This window comes from Pusillimonas sp. SM2304 (genome assembly GCF_031628915.1).
Lineage (GTDB): Bacteria > Pseudomonadota > Gammaproteobacteria > Burkholderiales > Burkholderiaceae_B > Pusillimonas_C.
On sequence record NZ_JAVLUJ010000002.1, the window covers coordinates 981,472 to 1,005,233 of the forward strand.

The 23,762-nt window shown below is 62.2% G+C and carries 18 protein-coding genes; 11 read left to right on the forward strand and 7 right to left on the reverse strand.

From position 1 onward, the window contains the following. Positions 1 to 40 precede the first annotated feature (40 nt). Genes RE432_RS13675 through RE432_RS13690 form a run of 4 tightly spaced genes read right to left on the reverse strand, consistent with a single transcriptional unit; the run spans position 41 to position 5,374 of the window. Entirely contained in the window at positions 41 to 2,119 is a 2,079-nt protein-coding gene (locus RE432_RS13675) for a M3 family metallopeptidase (protein WP_310933959.1), read from the reverse strand. 17 nt (positions 2,120 to 2,136) lie between these two features. After that, entirely contained in the window at positions 2,137 to 2,997 is an 861-nt protein-coding gene (gene folD, locus RE432_RS13680) for a bifunctional methylenetetrahydrofolate dehydrogenase/methenyltetrahydrofolate cyclohydrolase FolD (protein WP_310933960.1), read from the reverse strand. Beyond that, on the reverse strand, positions 2,994 to 3,620 hold the full coding sequence (locus RE432_RS13685; protein ID WP_310933961.1) for a response regulator transcription factor: 627 nt from the start codon (positions 3,618 to 3,620) through the stop codon (positions 2,994 to 2,996). The genes folD and RE432_RS13685 overlap by 4 nt, the downstream gene beginning before the upstream one ends. After that, complete coding sequence (locus tag RE432_RS13690; protein ID WP_310933962.1) at positions 3,617 to 5,374, reverse strand: PAS domain S-box protein; 1,758 nt, start codon at positions 5,372 to 5,374, stop codon at positions 3,617 to 3,619. The genes RE432_RS13685 and RE432_RS13690 overlap by 4 nt, the downstream gene beginning before the upstream one ends. A 261-nt stretch (positions 5,375 to 5,635) precedes the next feature. Between RE432_RS13690 and aceE the strand changes: the two genes are divergently transcribed. The 7 genes from aceE (at position 5,636) to purF (ending at position 16,326) form a co-directional block, all read left to right on the forward strand. Beyond that, on the forward strand, positions 5,636 to 8,347 hold the full coding sequence (gene aceE / locus RE432_RS13695) for a pyruvate dehydrogenase (acetyl-transferring), homodimeric type (RefSeq protein WP_310933963.1): 2,712 nt from the start codon (positions 5,636 to 5,638) through the stop codon (positions 8,345 to 8,347). A 15-nt stretch (positions 8,348 to 8,362) separates the two neighbouring features. Continuing rightward, on the forward strand, positions 8,363 to 10,078 hold the full coding sequence (gene aceF / locus RE432_RS13700) for a dihydrolipoyllysine-residue acetyltransferase (protein ID WP_310933964.1): 1,716 nt from the start codon (positions 8,363 to 8,365) through the stop codon (positions 10,076 to 10,078). 8 nt (positions 10,079 to 10,086) lie between these two features. Beyond that, complete coding sequence (lpdA, locus tag RE432_RS13705) at positions 10,087 to 11,907, forward strand: dihydrolipoyl dehydrogenase (RefSeq protein ID WP_310933965.1); 1,821 nt, start codon at positions 10,087 to 10,089, stop codon at positions 11,905 to 11,907. A gap of 88 nt (positions 11,908 to 11,995) precedes the next feature. Then, complete coding sequence (folC, locus tag RE432_RS13710; protein WP_310933966.1) at positions 11,996 to 13,405, forward strand: bifunctional tetrahydrofolate synthase/dihydrofolate synthase; 1,410 nt, start codon at positions 11,996 to 11,998, stop codon at positions 13,403 to 13,405. 86 nt (positions 13,406 to 13,491) lie between these two features. Next, entirely contained in the window at positions 13,492 to 14,319 is an 828-nt protein-coding gene (locus RE432_RS13715; protein WP_310933967.1) for an SPOR domain-containing protein, read from the forward strand. Continuing rightward, positions 14,316 to 14,804: a CvpA family protein gene (locus RE432_RS13720; RefSeq protein ID WP_310933968.1), complete on the forward strand. Its 489-nt coding sequence runs from the start codon at positions 14,316 to 14,318 to the stop codon at positions 14,802 to 14,804. The genes RE432_RS13715 and RE432_RS13720 overlap by 4 nt, the downstream gene beginning before the upstream one ends. 22 nt (positions 14,805 to 14,826) lie before the next feature. After that, positions 14,827 to 16,326: an amidophosphoribosyltransferase gene (purF, locus tag RE432_RS13725; protein WP_310933969.1), complete on the forward strand. Its 1,500-nt coding sequence runs from the start codon at positions 14,827 to 14,829 to the stop codon at positions 16,324 to 16,326. A gap of 73 nt (positions 16,327 to 16,399) precedes the next feature. Here purF and RE432_RS13730 read toward each other — a convergent pair whose 3' ends face one another. Genes RE432_RS13730 through map form a run of 3 tightly spaced genes read right to left on the reverse strand, consistent with a single transcriptional unit; the run spans position 16,400 to position 20,344 of the window. After that, entirely contained in the window at positions 16,400 to 16,891 is a 492-nt protein-coding gene (locus RE432_RS13730; protein WP_310933970.1) for a disulfide bond formation protein B, read from the reverse strand. Between the two features lie 42 nt (positions 16,892 to 16,933). Continuing rightward, on the reverse strand, positions 16,934 to 19,516 hold the full coding sequence (locus RE432_RS13735; protein ID WP_310933971.1) for a [protein-PII] uridylyltransferase: 2,583 nt from the start codon (positions 19,514 to 19,516) through the stop codon (positions 16,934 to 16,936). A gap of 21 nt (positions 19,517 to 19,537) precedes the next feature. After that, entirely contained in the window at positions 19,538 to 20,344 is an 807-nt protein-coding gene (map, locus tag RE432_RS13740) for a type I methionyl aminopeptidase (RefSeq protein WP_310933972.1), read from the reverse strand. Between the two features lie 263 nt (positions 20,345 to 20,607). Between map and rpsB the strand changes: the two genes are divergently transcribed. From rpsB to frr, 4 genes are all read left to right on the forward strand, one after another. Next, positions 20,608 to 21,357, forward strand: coding sequence for a 30S ribosomal protein S2 (gene rpsB, locus RE432_RS13745; RefSeq protein WP_310933973.1), 750 nt, complete (start codon positions 20,608 to 20,610; stop codon positions 21,355 to 21,357). A gap of 120 nt (positions 21,358 to 21,477) precedes the next feature. After that, positions 21,478 to 22,356, forward strand: a complete 879-nt coding sequence (tsf, locus tag RE432_RS13750; protein WP_310933974.1) for a translation elongation factor Ts — start codon at positions 21,478 to 21,480, stop codon at positions 22,354 to 22,356. Between the two features lie 93 nt (positions 22,357 to 22,449). Continuing rightward, the gene (gene pyrH / locus RE432_RS13755) at positions 22,450 to 23,166 is read left to right on the forward strand and encodes a UMP kinase (protein ID WP_310933975.1); all 717 of its coding nucleotides are present in this window, start codon (positions 22,450 to 22,452) and stop codon (positions 23,164 to 23,166) included. A 13-nt stretch (positions 23,167 to 23,179) separates the two neighbouring features. Further along, positions 23,180 to 23,740 (forward strand): ribosome recycling factor, encoded by a 561-nt coding sequence (gene frr / locus RE432_RS13760; RefSeq protein ID WP_310933976.1) that lies wholly within the window; start codon positions 23,180 to 23,182, stop codon positions 23,738 to 23,740. Positions 23,741 to 23,762 lie beyond the last annotated feature (22 nt).

A 23,762-nucleotide genomic window follows, 5' to 3' on the forward strand; every position in this document is an offset into this window, starting at 1 on the left:
GGACAAGAAAACAGTAAGCAAGCAAGAGCGCTTGAGCCGATTATAGGCTAGCTTGAGCCATGCCGCTGTGGCGCAGCAGGGCGTCTATGGCGGGCGCACGGCCCCGGAATGCCTTGAAGGACTCCGCTGCCGGACGCGATCCGCCGACCGCCAGGATCTCTGTCAGGAAGCGCCGGCCGGTGGCGGGGTCCAGCGTGTCGCGCGGCTGCCCATCGGCGGCCTCGCCGCTGTGTTCTTCAAACGCCGAGTAGGCATCGGCGGACAGGACCTCGGCCCATTTATAGCTGTAGTAGCCGGCGCCGTAGCCGCCGGCGAAGAGGTGCGAGAAGTTGTGCGGAAAGCGATGCCATGAAGGGGGGAACAGGACAGCGACCTCTTGGCGGACCTGATCGAGCAGGCCGAGCACGGCCTGTATGGACAGGCCCTGGGCCTGGTGATGGATGCCCATGTCGAACAGGGAAAACTCCACCTGCCGCAGCATCTGCATGCCGCTCTGGAAGTTGCGGGCGGCCAGCAGCTTGTCGTAGAGCGCGCGCGGCAGCGCCTGGCCGGTGTCGACGTGGGCGGACAAGGCTTGCACGACCGAGAATTCCCAGCAGAAATTCTCCATGAACTGCGAAGGCAGTTCGATGGCGTCCCATTCGACGCTGGCAAAGGCCGAGGCGCCCGGATCGTCGACTTGCGACAGCAGGGCATGCAGGGCGTGGCCGCTTTCATGGAACAGGGTGATGACGTCGTCGTGGGTCAGCAGGGCGGGCTTGCCGGGTTGCGCGCGCGAAAAATTGCAGGTCAGGTAAACGACCGGCGTTTGAATGGCCTGGCCGATCCGGCGCCGGTTGCGCTCGCTGTCGACCCAGGCGCCGCTTTGCTTGCCCTGGCGCGCATACAGGTCCATATACAAGGTGCCCAGCACGCGGTCATCCGTGGAGATGACCTGGAAGGCCTGGGCGTCGGCGTGCCAGACGGCGGCTTCAGAGGGCTGCAGCTTGACGCCAAACAGCTTTTCCACGACCTGGAACAGGCCTTTCAGGACTTGAGGCTCGGTGAAGTACTGCTTGATTTCCTCTTCGGAATAGGCATAGCGGGATTCGCGCAGCCGCTCGGACACAAAAGGGATGTCCCAGGGTTTGAGTTCGGCCAGGCCGAATTGTTCAAGAGCGAACTGGCGCAGCTCGGCAAGATCGCGCGTGGCGTAGGGCTTGGCTTTGCCAGCCAGCTCGCGCAAAAAATCCAGGACCTGGGCGGGGCTGTCGGCCATGCGCGTCTCGAGGCGCAAATCGGCGTAGCTGCCGTAGCCCAGCAAGGCCGCTTCTTCGGCGCGCAGCGCCAGCAGCCGTTCGATCAGGGCGGAATTGTCCAGCTCCGGGTCGCCGTATTCGGATGCGATGGTGGTGTAGGCGCGGTACATGTCTTGGCGCAGGCTGCGGTCTTGCGCATACTGCATCACAGGCAGATAGCAGGGCATGTTCAGCACCAGCTTCCAGCCGGCATGGCCATCGGCCTGGGCGGCCGATCTGGCCGCTTCCCGCACATCGGCGGGCAGGCCGGCAAGGCGCGACGCTTCTGTCAGCAGCAGGGACCAGCGGTCGATGCTGTCCAGTACGTTTTCAGAGAATTTCTGCGAGTCTTTCGCCTGGCTGTCCGATAGCTCGGCATAACGGCTACGCTGTTCCCCTTCCAGCTCGACACCGCCCAGACGGAAGTCGCGCAGGGCCAGCTCGATGATGCGCTGGCGCACCGGCGTCAACTGCTTGAAGTCCGCCGCGGCATGCAGGCGCTTGTACTGCGCATACAGCCCCGTATGCAGGCCTACCCATGTCGAAAACTCGGTGACCTGGGGCAGGCACTGGTTGTAGGCCGCGCGCAGCTCGGGCGTATTCACCACCGCATTCAGATGGCCCGCCACCGACCAGGCGCGCCAAAGCTTTTCTGTGACATCTTCCAGCGGTTCGACGATGGCTTCCCAGGTGGCGGGAAGGTCCGGCCGCGCACCGGCCTCGACGGCCTGGCGGCTGTCGGCGATCAGGGCGCTGATCGCCGGTTCGAGGTGTTCGGGCTTGACGGCGGCATAGTCGATCAGGGACGACATGGGGGCCAGCAGGGGGTTGTCTTGAATCATTGCTACCTTGAATCTTTCTATGCGGCCGGGTCGGCGCTGCGCTCGGCGGCTTCCACGGTGTTGACCAGCAGCATGGCGATGGTCATGGGGCCGACGCCGCCGGGCACCGGCGTGATGGCGCCGGCCACTTGGCGGGCCGATTCGAAATCGACGTCGCCCACGAGCTTGCCCTGGTCGTTGCGGTTGATGCCGACGTCGATCACGACGGCGCCGGGCTTGATCATGTCGCCGGTGACCATGCCCGGCTTGCCGGTGGCCACCACCAGCACGTCGGCGCGGCGGGTCTGAGCGCCCAGGTCGCGCGTTTTGGAGTTGCACAGGGTGACCGTGGCGCCGGCGGCGAGCATCAGCATGGCCATGGGCTTGCCCACGATGTTGCTGGCGCCTACCACGACGGTTTCAGCCCCCCACAGCGAGACCTGCTCGGATTCCAGCATTTTCATGATGCCGTAGGGCGTGCAAGGCCGGAACAGGGGCTGGCCCGTCATGAGCAGGCCGGCATTGCTGATATGGAAGCCGTCCACATCCTTGGCGGCGGCGATGGTCTCGATGACCCGGGCGGCATTCATGTGGCGGGGCAGGGGCAGTTGCACCAGAATGCCGTGCACCGCGTCGTCGTGATTCAGCTCGCGCACCACGTCGAGCAGGGCGTCTTCGCTGATATCGCCCGCCAGGCGGATGACGCGCGAGTGCAGGCCCGCTTTTTCGCAGGCCGCCGCCTTGTTCCGTACGTAGACTTGCGAGGCGGGGTCTTCGCCCACCAGGACGACAGCCAGGCCGGGCGTGACACCGCGCGCTTTCAGGGCAGTGACGCGCAGGCCGACTTCGGCTTTGACGGCGTCGGAAAGCGCTTTGCCGTCAATGATACGTGCCGTCATGCTGCGCCCTCGGCTTTGGTCAGGGCGATTTTCATCAAATCGGCCACCGTGGTGACTTCGAGTTTTTCCATGATGTTGGCCCGGTGCGCCTCGACGGTCTTGATGCTGATGTTCAGATCGCCGGCAATCTGCTTGTTCAGGCGGCCGGCCACAATGCGCTCAAGCACCTGCTGCTCGCGCGCCGTCAGCCGGTTCAGCACCGCCTGATGGTTCTTCTGGGCCTGGGCCTGATTGACGCGCTCCGCGGCCTGTTCCAGCATGCGGGCCACGATATTGCGCAAATCGGTTTCATTGAAGGGTTTTTCAAGGAAGTCGACCGCGCCTTTCTTCATGGTGGACACGGCCATCGGGACGTCGCCGTGCCCGGTAATGAAGACGATGGGCAGGGGGGCATCGCGGGCGATGAGTTCTTCCTGCAGCTCGAGACCGCTCATGCCGGGCATGCGCACGTCGGCGATCAGCACGCCGATCTGATCCGGCTCGTAGGCGTTCAGGAATTCTTCCGCACCGCTAAAGCTCCGGACCCGGTAACCGTTGGCCTCCAGGAGCCATCGCAATGAATCGCGTACCGCTTCGTCGTCATCGACGATAAAAATAGTGTTCGGTGCTTGAGGTGTAATCATGCATTCAACTCCTGGGTGTCTTCTGTAGTGCTGGGTGCTTGTGGCTTGGCACAGGGCAGGGTGAACCGGAAGATGGTGCCGCCTTCCGGGTTTGCACCGGCCCATAAGCGGCCGTGGTGCGATTCGATAATAGTACGGCAGATGTTCAGGCCCATGCCCAGGCCTTCCGACTTGGTGCTATAGAAAGGCTCGAACAGCCGCTCGGGTTCGCGCAGGCCGTAACCGCGGTCGATGACCGCAATTTCGATCAGTGGGTTTTGGTCCGTGATCACGACATGCAAAGTCCGGTAGTCGCTGGTTTCCATGGCTTCCACACCGTTCTTCAGCAGGTTCAATAATACCTGCTCGATCAGTATGGGGTCGGCCAGCACGTCGGGAAGGGGGTCGGGCAGGTGAACCTGGATGTCCACCTGGCGCTTGCGCGCATCGATGTCGGCAAAGCCCACGGCATTATCGACGATGCGCATGACCGGCACCTGCTGCCGCCGCGGCTCGCTGCGTTTGACGAACTCGCGGATGCGGCTGATGATCTTGCCCGCGCGTTCCGCCTGGCGGGCCGCTTTCTCGAGCGCTTCGAGCAGGCGCTCGGGGTCGGCGTTGCCCGACTTGAGCATGGCGACCGCCCCCATGCTGTAGTTGCTGATGGCCGTCAGAGGCTGATTCAGTTCATGGGCCAGCGACGAGGCCATTTCGCCCATGGTCGTCAGCCGGCTGGTGAGCTGGATTTTCTCCTGCTGAACGCGCGATGCTTCTTCGTGCGTGCGTCTTTCAGTGATGTCGCGCGCCACTTGCAGGCGGACGCGGCGCCCGTCGGTCCAGGCCAGAATGCGGTGGTGCACTTCGAACCAGCGCTGGGCCGAGTCTGAAAACGTTTCGACGGTTTCGTCGGTAAAACGGCCCAGCCGGCCGCCCAGCAGCTCGGCATGCCCGTTGGACTGGGCGCCGAAGAAACGCCGGTAGGTGCGGTTGGCGAACAGCAGCTCCAGGCCGTCGGCGGTGTCGGCCACCACCGAAATGGCATCGTCCAGGCCTTCCAGCACGGTCATGAAGCGTTCATGCGCGGCCGTGAGCGCTTCGCGTATCCGCTTGGGTTCGGTGATGTCGGTCATGGAAGTCATCCAGCCGATCTGCTCACCGTTGGGGTCGCGCAAAGGCGATACATACATGCGCGCCGTAAAGCGCGAGCCGTCGCGCCGCTGGGCCTCGACCTCGAGGCCGCTGCTTGGGGTGCGGCCCGACAGCAGGACGTCCAGCGTTTCCTGGTGTTGCGCATGCCGGCCGGGCAGCCAATAAGGAAAGGGGGTGGTGCGGCCGATCAGGTCGGCTTCGTTCCAGCCTATCATCCGGCAGAAGGCGGGATTCACGTAGGCAATGCGGCCGTGCATGTCGAAGACGCGCATGCCGGTGGACATGGAGTTTTCCATGGCGCGCCGAAATCCGGTTTCCGCAATCAGGGCGGCCTCGGCGCGGGTGCGGAAGCGCGTGTAGCGCCACAGGGCCAGCAGGCTCAGCACAATGACCAGCGACAAGGCGGCCACCACCATGATCAAGCGTTGCTGGCGGGTTTCCTGGTCTATGGTGACGAACATGACACTGTCATTGTGCAACTGTTGCAGCCAGACGAAGACCCCCATGACGCACAGGTACAGAATCAGCACGATGACCGGCGTCAGCCAATAGAAACCACGACGGGGGTGGTTGGCCTGGTCGTAGAACGTCGTCGGGATCAGGGATTTCTTGGAAGGTGTCGCCATGGTTATTTAATAAGCGCAAGGAAACTGCTCAGCGCATTTTAGACGGTAACAGGTCAGACATTTTTCCACATTATAAAAACTGATACCATAAAATGAAATTTTGCTTGAACATATCCCCGGTCTTTCCTAGAATTGGAAAAGCTCGGGGGCACATCTTTCCGGAACTTCAGGTTCGCAACCATCCACGTTCGGGTTATAACGAAACGGATTGGTGCAGATTGCGGTGCCCGATTCCACCATTTAAAAAACAGGAGACAGCGAATGTCCTCTCTTGATCAGGTAAGCAACAAAACGGCCGAGGTCGATGACGACGCCCTTGAAACGCAGGAATGGCTTGAAGCGCTCGAGGCCGTGCTTGATCGGGAAGGGCCCGAGCGCGCCCATTTTTTGCTGGAGCGATTGATTGACCTGGCACGCCGTTCGGGGGCCTATATTCCCTTTTCACCCAACACGGCGTACGTCAATACGATACCACCCGGGCTGGAGCCCGCGCATCCGGGCAACATCGTGCTCGAAGAGCGCATCCGCTCGTATGTGCGCTGGAACGCCATGGCCATGGTCGTCAAGGCCAATAACCACAATCCGCCCGATGGCGGCGACCTGGGCGGGCACATTGCTTCCTTCGCTTCCCTGGCCACGATGATAGGCTGCGGCCAGAACCACTTCTGGCACGCGGAAACCGAAGATCATGGCGGCGACCTGGTTTACTTCCAGGGGCATTCATCGCCCGGCATTTACGGCCGCGCCTATCTTGAAGGTCGCCTGACCGAAGAGCAACTGGACAATTTCCGCCAGGAAGTGGATGGCAAGGGGCTGCCGTCCTATCCGCACCCCAAGCTCATGCCGGATTTTTGGCAGTTTCCCACCGTATCCATGGGCCTGGGCCCCCTGATGGCCATTTACCAGGCGCGCTTCCTGAAGTATCTGCACGCTCGCGGCATTGCCGACACCAGCAAGCGCAAGGTCTGGGTGTTCTGCGGCGATGGCGAAATGGATGAACCCGAGTCCCTGGGCGCCATCAGCCTGGCCTCGCGCGAGAAGCTGGACAATCTGGTTTTCGTCATCAACTGCAACTTGCAGCGCCTTGACGGGCCGGTGCGCGGCAACGGCAAAATCATCCAGGAGCTGGAAGGCGATTTCCGCGGCAGCGGCTGGAATGTCATCAAGCTGATCTGGGGCGGTTACTGGGACCCCCTTCTTGCGCGCGACAAAGAAGGGATCTTGCGCCGCATCATGGAAGAGTCGGTCGACGGTGAATACCAGGCCTACAAGGCGCACGACGGCAAGTTTGTGCGCGAACACTTCTTCGGCAAGCACCCCAAGCTGCTGGAAATGGTCAGCCGCATGAGCGATGAAGACGTCTGGCGCCTGAACCGCGGCGGCCACGATCCTTACAAGGTCTATGCGGCATTCAAGGCGGCGTCCGAGCACGCGGGCCAGCCTACCGTCATTCTTGCCAAGACCATCAAGGGCTATGGCATGGGCCACGTCGGCCAGGCCAAGAACCCAAGCCACCAGCAGAAAAAGCTGGACGTAGACGCGGTGCGCGAATTCCGCGACCGCTTCAACATTCCGGTTTCCGACGACAAGCTCGAACAGCTTCCTTATTTCAAGCCGGCCGATGATTCCCCGGAAATGAAGTATTTGCACGAGCGCCGGAAAGCGCTGGGGGGATACTTGCCCCGTCGCCGCGAAAAGGCCGACGAGCATTTGACCGCGCCCAAGCTCGAAGCCTTCAAGGCAGTGCTTGAACCCACATCGGAAGGCCGCGAGATTTCCACTACCCAGGCTTTCGTGCGCATCCTGAACCAGATTCTGCGCGATAAAGAACTGAGCCCGCGCGTCGTGCCGATTCTGGCCGACGAATCCCGCACCTTCGGCATGGAAGGCCTGTTCCGCCAGATCGGCATTTATGCGCCTGAAGGCCAGAAATACACGCCTGTCGATAAAGACCAGGTCATGTATTACCGCGAAACGGAAAACGGCCAGCTGCTGCAGGAAGGGATCAACGAGGCCGGCGCCTTCAGTTCCTGGATGGCCGCCGCCACATCGTATTCGACCAATAACCGGATCATGATCCCGTTCTTCATTTATTACTCGATGTTCGGGTTCCAGCGCGTGGGCGATCTGGCCTGGGCAGCCGGGGATATGCAAGCGCGCGGCTTCCTGCTGGGCGGTACGGCGGGGCGCACCACCTTGAACGGCGAAGGCTTGCAGCACGAAGACGGCCACAGCCACATCATGTCCGCGCTGATTCCCAATTGCGTATCGTACGATCCCACGTTCGGGCACGAGCTGGCCGTCATCATTCAGGATGGCCTCAAGCGCATGGTGGAAAACCAAGAGAACGTGTACTACTACATCACCGTCATGAACGAGAACTATGCCCAGCCCGGCCTGAACCCCGGCGACGAGGAAGGCATTATTCGCGGCATGTACAAGTTCAAATCGCTGGGCGACAGCAAGAAGCTGCGTGTTCAACTGATGGGCTCCGGCACGATCTTGCGTGAAGTCCTTGCTGCGCAGGCATTGCTGGAAAGCGACTGGGGCGTGGGCTCCGATGTCTGGAGCGTGACCAGTTTCACCGAGTTGCGCCGCGATGGCCTGGACCGCGAACGCTACAGCCTGCTGCATCCCGAGGACACCAAGGCGCCTTTGCCGTATGTGACCCAGCAGCTGCAGAAGACGACCGGCCCCATCATTGTTTCGACCGATTACGTCAAGGCGTTTGGCGACCAGATTCGTCCCTACGTTCCCAAGGATCGCGCGTTCAAGGTGTTGGGCACAGACGGCTTCGGCCGTTCCGACTTCCGTTCCAAGCTGCGCGAGCACTTCGAGGTCGATCGTCATTTTGTGGTGCTGGCTGCATTGCGCGGCCTGGCCGACGAAGGAAAACTGCCAATGGCCAAGGTGGCGGAAGCCATCAAGAAGTACGGGATCAATCCTGACAAAGCCAATCCGCATCACGCTTAAAGGGGGGGCGCGAACATGAGCAATACCATCGAAGTAAAGGTCCCGGACATTGGCGATTTCAGTGAAGTCGAAGTCATCGAAGTGCTGGTGTCCGAGGGCGATACCATTGCCGCCGAGCAGAGCCTGATCACGGTCGAGTCCGACAAGGCCTCTATGGAAATCCCCTCTCCGCAGGCCGGCGTGGTGAAGTCCGTGTCGGTCAAGGTGGGCGACAAGATCAAGGAAGGATCGGTGATTATTCAGGTCGCGGCCGAAGAGGCCGACAGCGCCGCCGAAGCCCCGCCGGCCCAGGCCGGCGGCGATGCGGATGCCGGCAAGCCGGCGGACGAGCCACAGCCCAAGGCCGCATCCGGCCAAGCCGCCACGGCCGCGGCCGGGCAGCCGGGCGGCGAACGGGTCACCATCGTCGTGCCGGATATCGGCGACGCCACCGACGTCGAAGTCATTGAAATCATGGTGGCCGTGGGCGATACGGTGGCGGCCGAGCAAAGCCTGATCACGGTCGAGTCCGATAAAGCCTCAATGGAAGTGCCCGCCTCGCACGCGGGGGTCGTGACGGCCGTCAAGGTCAAGCTGGGTGACAAGGTGAACGAGGGTTCCGAAATCATCGAGGTGCAAAGCAACGCTGCCCCCGCGCCTGCGGCCAAGCAGCCTGCCGCCGCCGCAGCGGAACAGGCCGCCCCGGCCGCCAAGGCGGACAGCGCGGCGCCCGCGCCCAAGCAGCCGCCCGCGCCGGAAGGCGGCCTGGCTTCCGTTCCGCCAGAGCGTCATTCGCCGACTGAGTCGTTTGCCGATGCCAATGTGCCTTTGCGGAATCTGCCGCATGCATCGCCTTCGGTACGCAAGTTCGCGCGCGAGCTGGGTGTCAATCTGGCCACCGTGACGGGGTCAGGCGCCAAGAATCGCATTACCAAGGAAGATGTCCGCCAGTTCGTCAAGAGCGCATTGGCGGCCGGCGGCGGCGCCGCCACGGCCGGCGCATCGGGCGGCGAGGGCGGTTTCAGCGTGCTGGGCTGGCCCAAGGTCGATTTCGCCAAGTTCGGCGAGATCGAGTCCAAGCCCTTGTCCCGCATCAAGAAGATTTCCGGCGCCAACCTGCATCGCAACTGGGTCATGATTCCGCATGTGACCAATAACGATGTGGCCGACATCACCGAGCTTGAAGCCTTGCGCCAGACCTTGAACCAAGAGAACCAGAAGTCAGGGGTCAAAGTGACGATGCTCGCTTTCCTGATCAAGGCGGTCGTTGCCGGGCTCAAGAAATTCCCCGAGTTCAATGCATCGATCGACGGCGACAACCTGGTCCTGAAGCAGTACTACCATATCGGCTTTGCGGCAGATACGCCCAACGGGCTGGTGGTGCCGGTGATCCGCGATGCCGACAAGAAAGGGATTTTCGACCTGGCAACTGAAACGTCCGAGCTGGCCAAGCTGGCGCGCGACGGCAAGCTTTCGCCCACCCAGATGCAGGGCGGCTGCTTCTCGATTTCCTCATTGGGCGGCATAGGCGGCACCTCTTTCACGCCTATCATCAACGCGCCCGAAGTCGCCATCCTGGGGGTGTCGCGCTCGTCTCACGCACCGGTCTGGAACGGCAAGGAGTTCGAGCCTCGCCTGATGCTGCCTTTGTCGCTGTCCTATGACCACCGGGTCATCGACGGCGCCGCCGCGGCCCGCTTCAATGCCTACCTGGGTAGTTTGCTGGCCGACTTCCGCCGCATCGCGCTATAGGAGCCCGTATGAGCACAACCGAACTGAACGTGCCCGATATTGGCGATTTTGCCGAGGTCGAGGTCATCGAGGTGCTGGTCGCGGTGGGCGACAGCATCGACGCGGAGCAAGGCCTGATCACCGTGGAGTCCGACAAGGCCTCCATGGAAATCCCCGCTGCCAAGGCGGGCGTGGTCAAAGCGATATTGGTGAAAGTGGGCGACAAGGTGGCCGAAGGCTCGGCCATCGTGCAGATTGAAGAGACCGCCGCGTCGCCGGAGCAGGGCGAGGCGCCCGCCAAGGCCCGGGAAACGGCTACGGCGTCGAAGCCGGCCGCCGCTGCCCCTGCCGACGAGGCCAAGCGCGCGCCTGACGATGCCGGCTCCGCCGGCAAAGCGCCCAAGGCGCCTGCCGCAGCCAGTTTTTCGGGCTCGGCCGATGCCAGCTACGACGTGCTGGTGCTGGGCGCCGGACCCGGCGGGTATTCCGCTGCGTTCCGCGCCGCCGACCTGGGGCTTTCAGTCGTACTGGTCGAGCGCTACGCGACATTGGGCGGCGTCTGCCTGAATGTGGGCTGCATACCGTCCAAGGCGCTGCTGCACATGGCGGCCGTCCTGGAAGAGGCCCAGTCCTTGTCCGCGCATGGCATTTCCTTCGGCAAGCCTACCATCGACCTGGATGCATTGCGCGCCTACAAAGACGGGGTCGTGTCCAAATTGACCGGCGGACTGGCCGGCATGGCCAAGGCCCGCAAGGTGACGGTCTTGCATGGCGTGGGCGAGTTTGCCGATCCTCATCATCTGACCGTGACCGGGCAGGACGGCAAGGCCCAGACCGTCAAGTTCGGCTCGGCCATCATTGCCGCGGGCAGCCAGTCGGTGAAGCTGCCGTTTTTCCCGGATGACAGCCGCATCGTCGACTCCACGGGGGCGCTGCTTTTGTCCAGCATTCCCAAGAAGATGCTGATCGTGGGCGGCGGCATTATCGGGCTCGAAATGGGCACGGTCTACTCGGCGCTGGGCACCCGCCTGGATGTGGTCGAGATGCAAAGCGGCCTGATGCAGGGTGCGGACCGCGACATGGTCAAGGTCTGGGAAAAGAAAAACGCCGGCCGTTTCGATCAGATCATGCTCGACACCAAGACGGTTGGCGCCGAAGCGCGCGATGACGGCATCTGGGTCACTTTCGAGGGCAAGAACGCGCCCAAGGAAGCGCAACGCTACGATCTGGTGCTGCAGGCGGTCGGGCGCACCCCCAACGGCAAGAAGATCGCCGCCGACAAGGCGGGCGTGGCCGTGACCGATCGTGGCTTTATCGACGTCGACAAGCAGATGCGCACCAATGTGCCGCATATTTTTGCCATCGGCGACATCGTGGGCCAACCCATGCTGGCGCACAAGGCCGTGCATGAAGGCCATGTGGCCGCGGAAGTCATCGCCGGCGAGAAAAGCGCCTTCGACGCGCGCGTCATTCCGTCGGTGGCGTATACCGATCCCGAAGTCGCCTGGGTGGGGCTGACTGAGGACGATGCCAAGAAAGAGGGCATTGCGGTCAAGAAAGGCCTGTTCCCGTGGGCGGCATCGGGCCGCGCCATTGCCAATGGCCGTGACGAAGGGTTCACCAAGCTGTTGTTCGATGCGGAAACGCTTCGGGTGCTGGGCGGCGGCATTGTCGGCACCCATGCCGGCGACCTGATCGGCGAAGTGGCGCTGGCCATCGAGATGGGCGCCGATGCGGTGGACATCGGTAAAACCATCCATCCGCATCCGACCCTGGGCGAGTCCATCGGCATGGCCGCTGAGGTGGCCGAAGGCAGTTGTACCGACCTTCCTCCGGCCAAGCGCAAATAACGCTGGCTGCCGTGTGGGCACACGGTATGATTTCAACGGCAGGTGCTAACATGAGCGCCTGCCGTTGGTTTTTCTATAAGCATTGATCATGTCCCTTCCTGTCCCAAGCCCTACCGCCACCTTGCAAGCGTGGCTGAGCTATCTTGAGTCCTTGCATCGCAGCGCCATCGATTTGGGCCTCGAGCGCATACGCGCTGTGTCCGCCAAGCTGAACCTGACGCTCCCGTTCGTGAAAATCACGGTGGGGGGCACCAACGGCAAGGGCTCCACCTGCGCCATGCTGGAAGCCATCCTGCTGGCTTCGGGCTATAAAACCGGCACGTATACTTCGCCGCACCTGATCGACTTCAACGAACGCATCCGCGTGAACGGCGAGTTCGCCAGCGATGCGCAAATCATCGCGCAATTCCACCGTATCGAGCAAACGCGCGGCGACATCACCCTGAGCTATTTCGAGTACACGACACTGGCTGGGCTGATGCTGTTCGAGCAGGAAAAAATGGATGTCGCGGTGCTGGAAGTCGGCCTGGGCGGGCGCCTGGACGCCGTCAACCTGGTCGATGCGGACTGCGCCATCATTACCAGCGTCGACATCGACCATACCGATTACCTGGGCGATACGCGCGAGAAAATCGGCTTTGAAAAAGCGCATATTTTCCGCCCTGGCCGGCCCGCCATCTGCGCCGATCCGGTGCCGCCCCAAAGCATCATCGATCATGCCGCTCGGATTCAGGCCGATCTGTGGCTGTTCGGCAAAGATTTCAATTATTCCGGCGACCGGCAGCAATGGGCTTATGGCGGCCGCGGCCAGCGCCGCAGCGGCCTGGCTTATCCGGCCTTGCGCGGCGCCAACCAGTTGCTGAACGCCGCGGCGGCGTTGGCCGCGCTGGAAGCCTTGCGGCCGACGCTGGTCGTGCCGCAACAGGCCGTGCGCATCGGCCTGTCGCAGGCCGCGCTGCCTGGCCGCCTGCAAATATTGCCCGGTACGCCTACGATCATCCTGGATGTGGCCCACAACCCGCACGCCGCCGCCGCATTGGGCCAGAACCTGGACAACATGGGCTATTTCCCCCATACGCATGCGGTGCTGGGCATGTTGAACGACAAGGATATCGCCGGGGTCGTGGCCAAGCTGGCCCATCGCGTCGACCGCTGGTATTGCGCCAGCCTGCCGGGCCCGCGCGGAACATCCGGTGAAGCGCTTGCCGCTGCCGTGCGCCAGGCCGTCGCGGCGTCCAGCAGCACGCCTTCCATGGAAGAGGGCAGCCGGGAAGTGAAACGGGTCCAGCCTGCCGGCCAGGGCGCCGATAGCCGGCCCGGTGTGCGGGCCCATGCCCCCGCGCCCGTTGCGACCGGCTCGGTAAGCGTTTCCAGTTTTGATAATCCGGTACAAGCCTTTGCCGAAGCTCGGAAACAAGCCTCCGACAGTGATAGAATTCTTGTGTTCGGCTCTTTCGCAACAGTCGGCCCGGTGCTTGGCGAACTGGGCAGGGGCTGATCGTTGGCTCCCCGCCCGCAGTGCACAGGGTTATATAGTTCAGGCGGCCTTGCGGCCAGCCTGCTTACACGATAGGTTTTTGCTCCATGGGATTGTTCTCTCGTAACGAGTCCGCCTCGGATTCCGGGCGCCGCAGCGCGTCGCGCGCTTCCTTGTCCAGCGAAGCCCAGGCCAGCGAATTACGGGGCCGCGCCCGCCGCCGGCTGATCGGTGCCCTGGCATTGGTGCTGGCGGCCGTGATTGTCGTGCCGATGCTGTTCGATTCATCCGAACCGCTGGATGAAACCCAGACACCGGTCGTCGTGCCGTCCATCGTTCCTCCGCCGGCCGACGGCAATGTGGCGCTGGCGCCGGCCAGCCCCGAACCGGCCGCGCCGGACGCCGCAGCGCCCGCGCCTGGCGCAACGCCCCACGATCCCGCCACGCAGCCGGATGCCACGGCGCAAACGCCGCTTCCCGCCACCCCCGAACCCGCCGAACCGGTCCAGCCCGAGCCGGCCGATCCGGCGCCCAAACCCGAACCGGCCCCGGCCCCGGCCCCGGCAACCGAAAAACCCAAGCCCGCCGAAAAGCCGGCGCCCAAGCCATCGTCCGACCGCAGCGACGACGGTTCCGTGGCGCTTGCCCTGCTTGAAGGCCGCAGCCCAGGCGAGGCCAAGCCCGCGCCCGCCGAAACCAAAGGCAGCTTCATTCTGCAGATTGCGGCCTACACCAACGAGCAGGACGCCAATGTACGGCGCGAACGCCTGGTGTCGGCGGGGGTGACCAATGCTTACGTGGAAAATGCCAGCTCGGGCGGAAAGACGGCCTACCGCCTGCGGGTGGGGCCATTTCCTTCACGCGATGCGGCGCAGGCTGCGCAGGCCCGCTTAAGGGCGCTGGGATACGACAACGGTTTCATTTCCACTAAGTGACAAGCTTCGACTACCTGGTGCTGGCCATTCTTGGTGTGTCGGCATTTCTAGGGCTCCTGCGAGGGCTCATCAAAGAGGTATTGTCGCTGATCGCCTATGTGGTGGCTTTTCTGGCCGCGGTCTGGTGGGGGCCGCTGGTGTCTGTCTGGTTTACCGATCTGATCGAAAACGCTTTGCTGCGCACGGCCGTGGCCTATGGGCTGGTGTTCATCACTATGCTCTTGCTGGTCGGGCTGGTCAACGTCACCTTGGGGACGCTTATCCAGAAAACCGGGTTGACGCCGGCCGACCATGGGCTGGGCGCCTTGTTCGGCCTGTTGCGCGGCGCCCTGATCGTCTTGGTGCTGGTGGCGCTGGCCGGCTACACCGATTTGCCCAAAGAGCCCTGGTGGCAGGAAGCCAGGCTATCGCGCACGACGATACAGGCCATACAGCAGATCAAGCTGATGCTGCCCCCGTCTTTGGCGTCTTGGTTACCGTATTGATTGCATTCACAGGAACATAAAAATGTGTGGAATTGTCGGGGTTGCTTCCACGGCCCCTGTAAATCAGCTGATTTACGATAGTCTGCTTCTGTTGCAGCATCGCGGGCAGGATGCCGCGGGCATTGCGACCTCGCACGAGCAGTTTTTCAATATGTACAAGGCGCATGGCCTGGTGCGCGATGTGTTCCGCACGCGCAACATGCGGTCTTTGCCGGGGGTCAGCGGCCTGGGGCAGGTGCGGTATCCGACCGCGGGCTCCAGCGACAGCGTCGACGAGGCACAGCCTTTCTACGTGAACGCGCCGTTCGGGATCACGTTCGTGCACAACGGCAATCTGACCAATTGGCGCGAACTGCGCGAAGAGCTGTTCCGAATCGATCGGCGCCATATCAATACCAACTCCGACTCCGAAGTCTTGCTGAATGTTTTCGCGCACGAGCTTCAATTGGCGGCCAGCGGCGGCTCGCTGGACGAGGATGCCATTTTTACCGCCGTGTCGTCGGTGCACCGGCGCGCCAAGGGGGCTTACGCCGTCATCGCCCAGATTGCCAACTACGGGATGGTCGCCTTCCGCGATCCCTACGGGATACGGCCTTTGTGCCTGGGGTCGGTGGAAACCGATCAGGGCATGGAATGGATGGTGGCTTCCGAGTCGGTTGCGCTGACGGGCTGTGGATTCACCCTGGAGCGCGACATCGCTCCGGGCGAGGCGATATTCATTGGGCTGGATGGCAAGGTCAGCAGCCGCCAGTGCGCCCAGGCCCCGATCCTGACGCCCTGCGTGTTTGAGTATGTCTATTTTGCGCGCCCCGATTCGATGATGGATGGCGTGTCGATCTACGACGCGCGCCTGAACATGGGCGAGTACCTGGGCGACAATGTCGCCAAATCCCTGCGGCTGGGCGACATCGATGTCGTCATGCCCATACCGGACTCGTCCCGGCCATCGGCCATGCAGTTGGCGGCGCGGCTCGACCTGAGCTACCGTGAAGGTTTCATCAAGAACCGTTATGTGGGCCGGACCTTCATCATGCCTGGCCAGGCGGTCCGGAAAAAATCGGTGCGCCAAAAGCTCAGCGCCATCGACATGGAGTTTCGCGGCAAGAACGTGCTGCTGGTCGACGACTCCATTGTGCGCGGCACGACCAGCCGGGAAATCGTCGACATGGCCCGCGCAGCGGGGGCCAACAAGGTGTATTTCGCTTCGGCGGCGCCCGCGGTCCGCTTTCCCAATGTGTACGGGATAGACATGCCGACGCAGACTGAATTGATCGCTACCGGCCGGGATACGGCTGAAATCGCCCGGGAAATCGGGGCCGACGGCCTGGTCTATCAGGAACTGGCCGATCTGGAACAAGCCATTCGCGACCTGAATCCCGCCATGACCCAGTTCGAATCCTCGTGCTTCAACGGCCAGTACGTAACGGGCGATATCGACGCGGCCTATCTGGAGCGCTTGAGCGCCACGCGAGGCGCCAAGTCCAAAGCGGGCGAAATGGCCACCAGCGACAGCGACGACTGAAATACGGGGCGGCAAGCGCCGCTGCCCGCGCGGCGCGGGGCCTTGCCTTTGTTCTTGGCCGTGTGGCCGGTGCTTACGCCCGGCCGGACCGCCGCAACAGGGCCGCCAGGCCCAGTATGCCGATCACCGCGAACAGCCCCAGGCTCCATAGGGCGTATTCAATGCCAAACAGATCCACCCGTGCATCCATGCACGAGGCAAAGATGCCGAACAGCCAGGGCACGTTGGCGTCCAGGCCGCTCTGCACCATGAATCGGTCTGCAAAGGTCATGTCGCATGAAAACATTTTGGCTGCCACGGTGTATTGATACCAGGCAGCCATCACGCCGCCCACGCTCAGGGCAAGCACCAGCAGGGCGGCTGCGCGATGCAGGACGGGCGCCAGGCGGCCCGCCAGCAAACCCAGCCAGCACACCAGCGCAATCGTGGCGAAGACCAGCCGCTGCAGCACGCACCAGGCGCAGGGCTGCATATCAAAGACATGCTGCGATATCAGGGCGAACGTGAGTGCGGCAACGCACAGCAAGGCGATCAGGTGCAGGATTCTGGGTGTCGGGTTAGGCATGTTGGATCGTTGTGGACGCGAATAAGAAATGTGGGTGGGATGTCAGGGCGCGGTGCTGTCCAGCGCGGCAAGCAGATTGCGTTCGAATTGCAGTTGCGCGCGTGGATGGCCCAGCGCCTCTCCTTCGATAATGAATATGTCTTCGACCCGGTCGCCCAGGGTCAGGATCTTGGCCATTTTCAGGCTGACCGCATGCTCGGCGAACACCTGCGCCAGGCTGTGCAGCAGTCCGGGCCGATCGGCCGCGGTGATCGACAGGCGCCACGATGCGCTGCGCTCGTCGGGCTGCAGCTCAACGTTGGGCACAATCGGAAACACGCGCGAGCGCCGCGAGCCGGCGCGCCAGCCGCCTTGCCGGCCTTGGCGGGCGCCGGCCTCGAGCGGCTGATTCAGTTGCGCATCCAGTTCGTGTTCGATCAGGGTTGCGTTGGAACGGTAGTCTTTTTCGTGGGCCGGCAACAGCACAATAAAGCTGTCCAGCGCCCAGCCGTGATGGGTCGTGTGGATGCGCGCATCTTGCACGCTCAGGGCGCGATGGTCGAAATAGCGGCAGATGGTCACGAACAAATCATCGCGGTCCTGCGTGTACACCATGACCTGCAGCGCTTGATTCTGGCCCAGTATGCGCACCTTGATGACCGGCTCGGGCGAATTGACCCGATAGTACAGATGGCGGGTATGCCAGGCGATCTCGGCCGCTTCGTGGCGCAGGAAATAGGCCACGTCCAGTTGCTGCCAGAATGCGTCGCGGCTATCGTCGCGCAGGCCCATCAGGCGGATCTCGGTGGCCGCCGTCGCCTTGCGCTGCGCCAGGACTGCGCCGGGGTCGGGCTGCGCGCCGCCCAGGGCCGCAATGGTCTGCCGGTACAGGTCTTCAAGCAGCTTGCCTTTCCAGGAGTTCCATACTTTGGGGCTGGTACCGCGTATATCGGCCACGGTCAGCAGGTACAAAGCCGTCAGTTGGCGCTCATTGCGCACGCATTGGGCGAACTCATGGACCACGCCGGGATCGCTCAGATCGCGCTTTTGCGCCACCATGGACATGGTCAGGTGCTGGCGGACCAGGAATTCAACCAGTTCCTTGTCCTGGCCGTCGATGCCGTGGTCGTTGCAGAAACGCCTTGCCTCGACGGCGCCCAGCTCGGAATGATCGCCGCCGCGCCCTTTGGCGATGTCATGGAACAGGGCGGCCACATACAGCAGCCAGTGCCGGTCGAAATCGGCAATCAACTGGCTGGCCAGCGGGTATTCCTGGGCATGCTCGGGCATGGTGAAGCGGCGCAGGTTGCGCACCACCATCAAGGTGTGCTGGTCCACCGTGTAGGCATGAAAAAGATCATGCTGCATCTGGCCGACGATGCGCCGGAATACAGGCAGATAGCGGGGCAATATGTTCAGCATCGTCATGCGCCGCAGCGAGTGGACGATGCCGCGCGGCTGCTGAAGAATCTGGATGAACTGGCGGCGATTGACGGGGTTGCGCCGAAACTGCGCATCGATGCTGCGCCGGGCATGCCACATGGCCCGCAGCGCCTGGGCCGACATCCCGACGATGTCGGGCCGCTCTTGCATGACCAGAAAGGCGCGGAACAGCAGGGCCGGGTTGCGCGCGAAGCCGTCGTCGCGCCGCAGGCACAGGCGGTTCCGGATGACGCAGAAGTCATCGTCTATCATCCGCGCCTGATCGCCGGGCAGGGGGAACAGCAGTTCCTCGATGCTTTGCATCAGGATGGCGTTCAATTGGCTGACCACCCGGGCCGCCCAGTAGTAGCGCTGCATCAGTATTTCGCTGGGGCGCCGTGTCTTGGTGGCCTCGAAACCATAGATCTGGGCCAGCCCGGGTTGAAGATCGAACAGGACCCGGTCTTCGCGCCGCCCCGTCAGCAAGTGCAGTTCTATGCGCAGGCGTTTGAAAGCCTGGTCGGCCCGGCGCAAGGCGCGGAATTCGGTGGCGGTCAGCAGGTCGGACTTGGAGATTTCACGCCATGTGCTGCCCAGGCCGGCCGCCTGCGCCAGCCACTGGACGACCTGAAGGTCGCGCAGCCCGCCGGGGGCTTCCTTGCAATTGGGTTCCAGGGCGTAAGGCGTGTCTTGGTGGCGGGCGTGGCGCTGCTGCATTTCCGCGCGCTTGGCCTGGAAGAAAGTCTGTGCGTCCTGCTGCGCAAGCATGGCTGCCCGCAAGGCGGCCAGCAGCGTCTTGCTGCCCACCAGCCAGCGGGCCTCCATCAACGCGGTTTCCACCGTAATGTCATTGGCGGCTTCTTGCTTGCAGTCGTCTATGGTGCGCACGCTATGTCCGGGCTCGATGCCCAAGTCCCACATGGCAGCGACCAGTTCTTCGATCTTGCGGGCATTGTCCTGGCTGGGCCGCTCGTTCAACAGAATGAGCACATCAACGTCGGAATAGGGATAGAGCTCGCCGCGCCCGTAGCCGCCTACCGCCACCAGAACGGCGCCCGGCGGCAGGGGGTACAGCCGGACCAGCTCGCGCAGGACCTGGTCGGTAATGCGGCGCAGGGCCGCCAGCAAAGTGTCCGGCCGAAGGTGCTGGCGAAATGCGCGGATGGCTTCGGCCCGGCGTGCCGCCAGTTGATCGCGCAGCAGGGCGACGGACTGCGCATGCATGATGCGGTTCCGCTGCGTAATTTATGCGGCTCCGACGAATGCCGGCGGTTTGGGCATGGCGTCAGAGACGGTAAGAATTTCGTAACCGGTATCGGTTACAAGGATGCTGTGCTCCCACTGTGCCGACAGGCTGTGGTCGCGGGTGACGACGGTCCAGCCGTCGGCCAGCGTGCGGATTTCCTTGCGGCCGGCGTTGATCATGGGTTCCACGGTGAAAATCATGCCGGCCTCGAGCTTCTGGCCGGTGCCGGGCTTGCCGTAATGCAGGACCTGGGGGTCTTGGTGGAACTTGCGCCCGACGCCGTGGCCGCAGTATTCGCGCACGACCGAGAAGCCCTGCTTTTCCGCGTGCTTCTGTATGGCATGGCCGATATCGCCCAGGAAGGCGCCCGGGCGGATCTGTTCAATACCCAGCCACATGCACTCGTAGGTGGTCTCGGTAAGGCGCTTGGCCAGGATGGAAGGCTCGCCCACGTAGTACATGCGGCTGGTATCGCCGAACCAGCCGTCCTTGATCACGGTGACGTCGATATTCATGATGTCGCCGTTCTTGAGGACCTTGTCGCCGGGGATGCCGTGGCATATGACGTGGTTGACCGATGTGCAGATGGAGGCGGGAAAGGGAGTGTAGCCCGGCGGCGCGTAGCCGACCGTCGCCGACTCGACGTTGAGCTCATGGGTGATGAAATCCATGCAAAGCTTGTCGAGTTCGCCCGTCGTGACGCCGGCACGCACATGCGGCGCAAGAAAGTCCAGGGTGGCAGCGGCGGCCTGGCAGGCGGCGCGCATTTTGTTCAGATCGACGGGGTCGGTAACGAGACTACTCATGGCAACTTGAATTAGGTGATCAAAAAATAGTAGAATTATAGGCTTTCTTGGAATTCCTACCGCCCGCAGGGCTGAGGGGAATCCAAAGATAAGATGGCGCCTGGTTTTTTAGAAAACCTGACCGGGGCCTTTTTTAAAAATCGCGTGTCCGGCGACAAAAGGGTGTTTGGTATGGATGGCAGGCAGGGTGCAAGGCACCGGGCCCGTCTATTAGAACATACCGGATACACGCTTGGCACAAGACCAAACCCTTGGAGAATACAATGTCTTTAATGCGTGAAATGCTGGAAGCCGGTGTGCACTTTGGCCACCAGACCCGTTACTGGAACCCCAAGATGGCGCCGTTCATCTTCGGCCACCGTAACAAGATCCATATCGTCAACCTGGAACAAACCGTCGTCAAATACCAAGAGGCGGCCAAGTTCGTGCGCCAGGTTGCGGCCCGCGGTGGCAATGTCCTGTTCGTCGGCACCAAGCGCGCTGCGCGCGAGCTGGTGGCCGCAGAGGCCGCGCGTTGCGGCATGCCTTATGTAGACAGCCGTTGGCTGGGCGGCATGATGACCAACTTCAAAACGGTCAAGACGTCGATCAAGCGCCTGAAAGAAATGGAAGCGCAATTGGCCGAAGGCGCTACCGAGCACATGAGCAAGAAAGAAGCCCTGATGTTCGATCGCGAACTCGAGAAACTGAACAAGGCCATCGGCGGCATCAAGGACATGAACACCTTGCCTGAAGCCTTGTTTGTCATCGACGTCGGCTACCACAAGATTGCCGTTGCCGAAGCGCGTACCCTGGGCATTCCCGTCGTGGCTGTGGTCGATACCAACCATTCGCCCGACGGCGTCGATTACATCATCCCCGGCAACGATGACTCGGCCAAGGCAATCGCCTTGTACGCACGCGGCATGGCCGATGCCGTGCTTGAAGGCCGCGAACAGAACCTGAATGGCCTGGTCGAGGAAATTGCCGAAGGCGACGAAGAATTCGTCGAAATCGAAGAAGAGCGCGAATAAGCGACTGCGCCCGGCAAGCGCCGGGCCGAGGCCGCCGGCAGTACGCCGGCAGCCGGTCATCGTGTGTTTCGCATCTGCCCCGGCTCTGCCGGGGCGTGTTTTAGTGAACTGGAGAAAATAGTGGCTCAAATTACCGCATCCATGGTTAAAGAACTGCGCGAGAAAACCGACGCCCCCATGATGGAGTGCAAGAAAGCACTGACCGAAGCCGAAGGCGATCTGGCCCGTGCCGAAGAGATTCTCCGCGTAAAACTGGGTAACAAGGCCAGCAAGGCAGCCGCACGCGTTACCGCCGAAGGCCTGATCGGCCTGCATGTGGCGGCCGACGGCAAGCGCGGCGCCGTGATCGAAGTCAACTGCGAAACCGATTTCGTGGCCAAGAACGACGACTTCATCGGCTTTATCGGCCAATTGGCCGAGCTGGTCACCGAAAAGAATCCCGCCGACGTGGCGGCCCTGAATGCGCTCCCGATGGGCGAAGGCACTGTGGAAAGCACGCGTTCGGCATTGGTGGGCAAAATCGGCGAAAACATCTCCGTGCGCCGTTTCCAGCGCTTTGAAACCGCCAATCAGCTGGCCAGCTACGTTCATGGCGGCAAGATCGGTGTGCTGGTCGATTTCTCGGGTCCCGAGGAAACCGGCAAGGACCTGGCCATGCACATTGCCGCCACCAAGCCCAAGGCGCTGGACGCCAGCGGCGTGTCCCAGGACGACATCGCCGCCGAGCGCTCCGTCGCCCAGCAAAAAGCAGCCGAGTCCGGCAAGCCCGCCGAGATCGTCACCAAGATGGTCGAAGGTTCGGTACAGAAGTTCCTGAAAGAAGTCACCTTGCTTTCCCAGCCCTTTGTCAAGAACGACAAACAGTCCGTCGAGCAGATGCTCAAGGAAAAAGGCGCAGCCATTTCCGGTTTTGCCCTGTACGTCGTGGGCGAAGGCATCGAGAAGAAATCGGAAGACTTCGCTGCAGAAGTCGCTGCAGCGGCAGCCGGCAACGCCTAATCTCGTTTCAGGCGAAAAAGTTGGGCCGATGCCGTCACGCAGGCCCAACTCTGGCTTACACTTTCGTTGGATTGTTTACCTGGGAAACTACCTATGACCACCAGATCGTATAAGCGTGTTCTTCTCAAACTGTCCGGCGAAGCGCTGATGGGTGAAGACGCCTTTGGGATCAATCGCGCAACCATATTGCGCATGACCGAAGAAATCGCCGAAGTCGTTGCCTTGGGCGTCGAGCTGGCCATAGTCATCGGTGGCGGTAATATTTTCCGGGGCGTGGCCCCCGGCGCGCAAGGGATGGACCGCGCGACGGCCGACTATATGGGCATGATGGCCACGGTCATGAATGCGCTGGCGCTGCAAGATGCGCTCAAGAACCGCGGTGTGGACACCCGGGTGCAGTCGGCCCTGAACATCGATCAGGTGGTCGAGCCCTATATCCGCCCCAAGGCCTTGCGTTACCTGGAAGAGGGCAAAGTGGTGGTGTTTGCCGCCGGTACGGGCAACCCCTTTTTCACGACCGATACGGCCGCTGCCTTGCGCGGCGCCGAAATCGGCGCTGAAATCGTGCTCAAGGCCACCAAGGTCGATGGCATCTACAGCGCCGATCCCAATAAGGACCCCAGCGCCACGCGCTATGCGCGCATCAGTTTCGACGAGGCCATCGTCCGGCGCCTGGAAGTCATGGATGCCACCGCTTTCGCCCTGTGCCGCGACCAGAAGCTGCCCATCAAGGTATTTTCCATCAATAAGTCCGGTGCGCTCAAGCGGGCCGTGTCGGGCGAAGACGAAGGTACACTGGTACACGTTTGATAAAGGAATAGTAATGAGTCTTTCAGAGGTCAGACAGTCGGCGGAATCGCGTATGGGCAAGTCAATTGAAACGCTCAAGGTCAGCCTGTCCAAAATTCGCACCGGCCGCGCGCATGCGGGTATTCTCGACCACGTGCAGGTCGAATACTATGGCTCGCCCGTTCCCGTCAGCCAGGTGGCGAACGTCAATCTGGTCGACGCCCGCACCATCAGCGTGCAGGTATGGGAAAAGAACATGGCGGGTCCGGTTGAAAAGGCGATCCGCGATTCCGACCTGGGCTTGAATCCCATTGCCATGGGCGACAGCATCCGCGTGCCCATGCCGGCCCTGACCGAAGAGCGCCGGCGCGACCTGACCAAAGTGGTGCGCACCGAAGGCGAAGACGCCAAGATTGCCGTGCGCAACCTGCGCCGCGACGCCAACGACACGCTCAAGAAGCTGGTCAAGGACAAGGAAATTTCCGAAGACGACGAGCGTCGGACACAGGACGAAGTGCAAAAACTGACCGACAAGCATGTGGCCGAGATCGACAAGCTTGTTGCGCAGAAAGAAGCCGAGATCATGACGGTTTAGCCGGATCGCGCTTCGGATCATT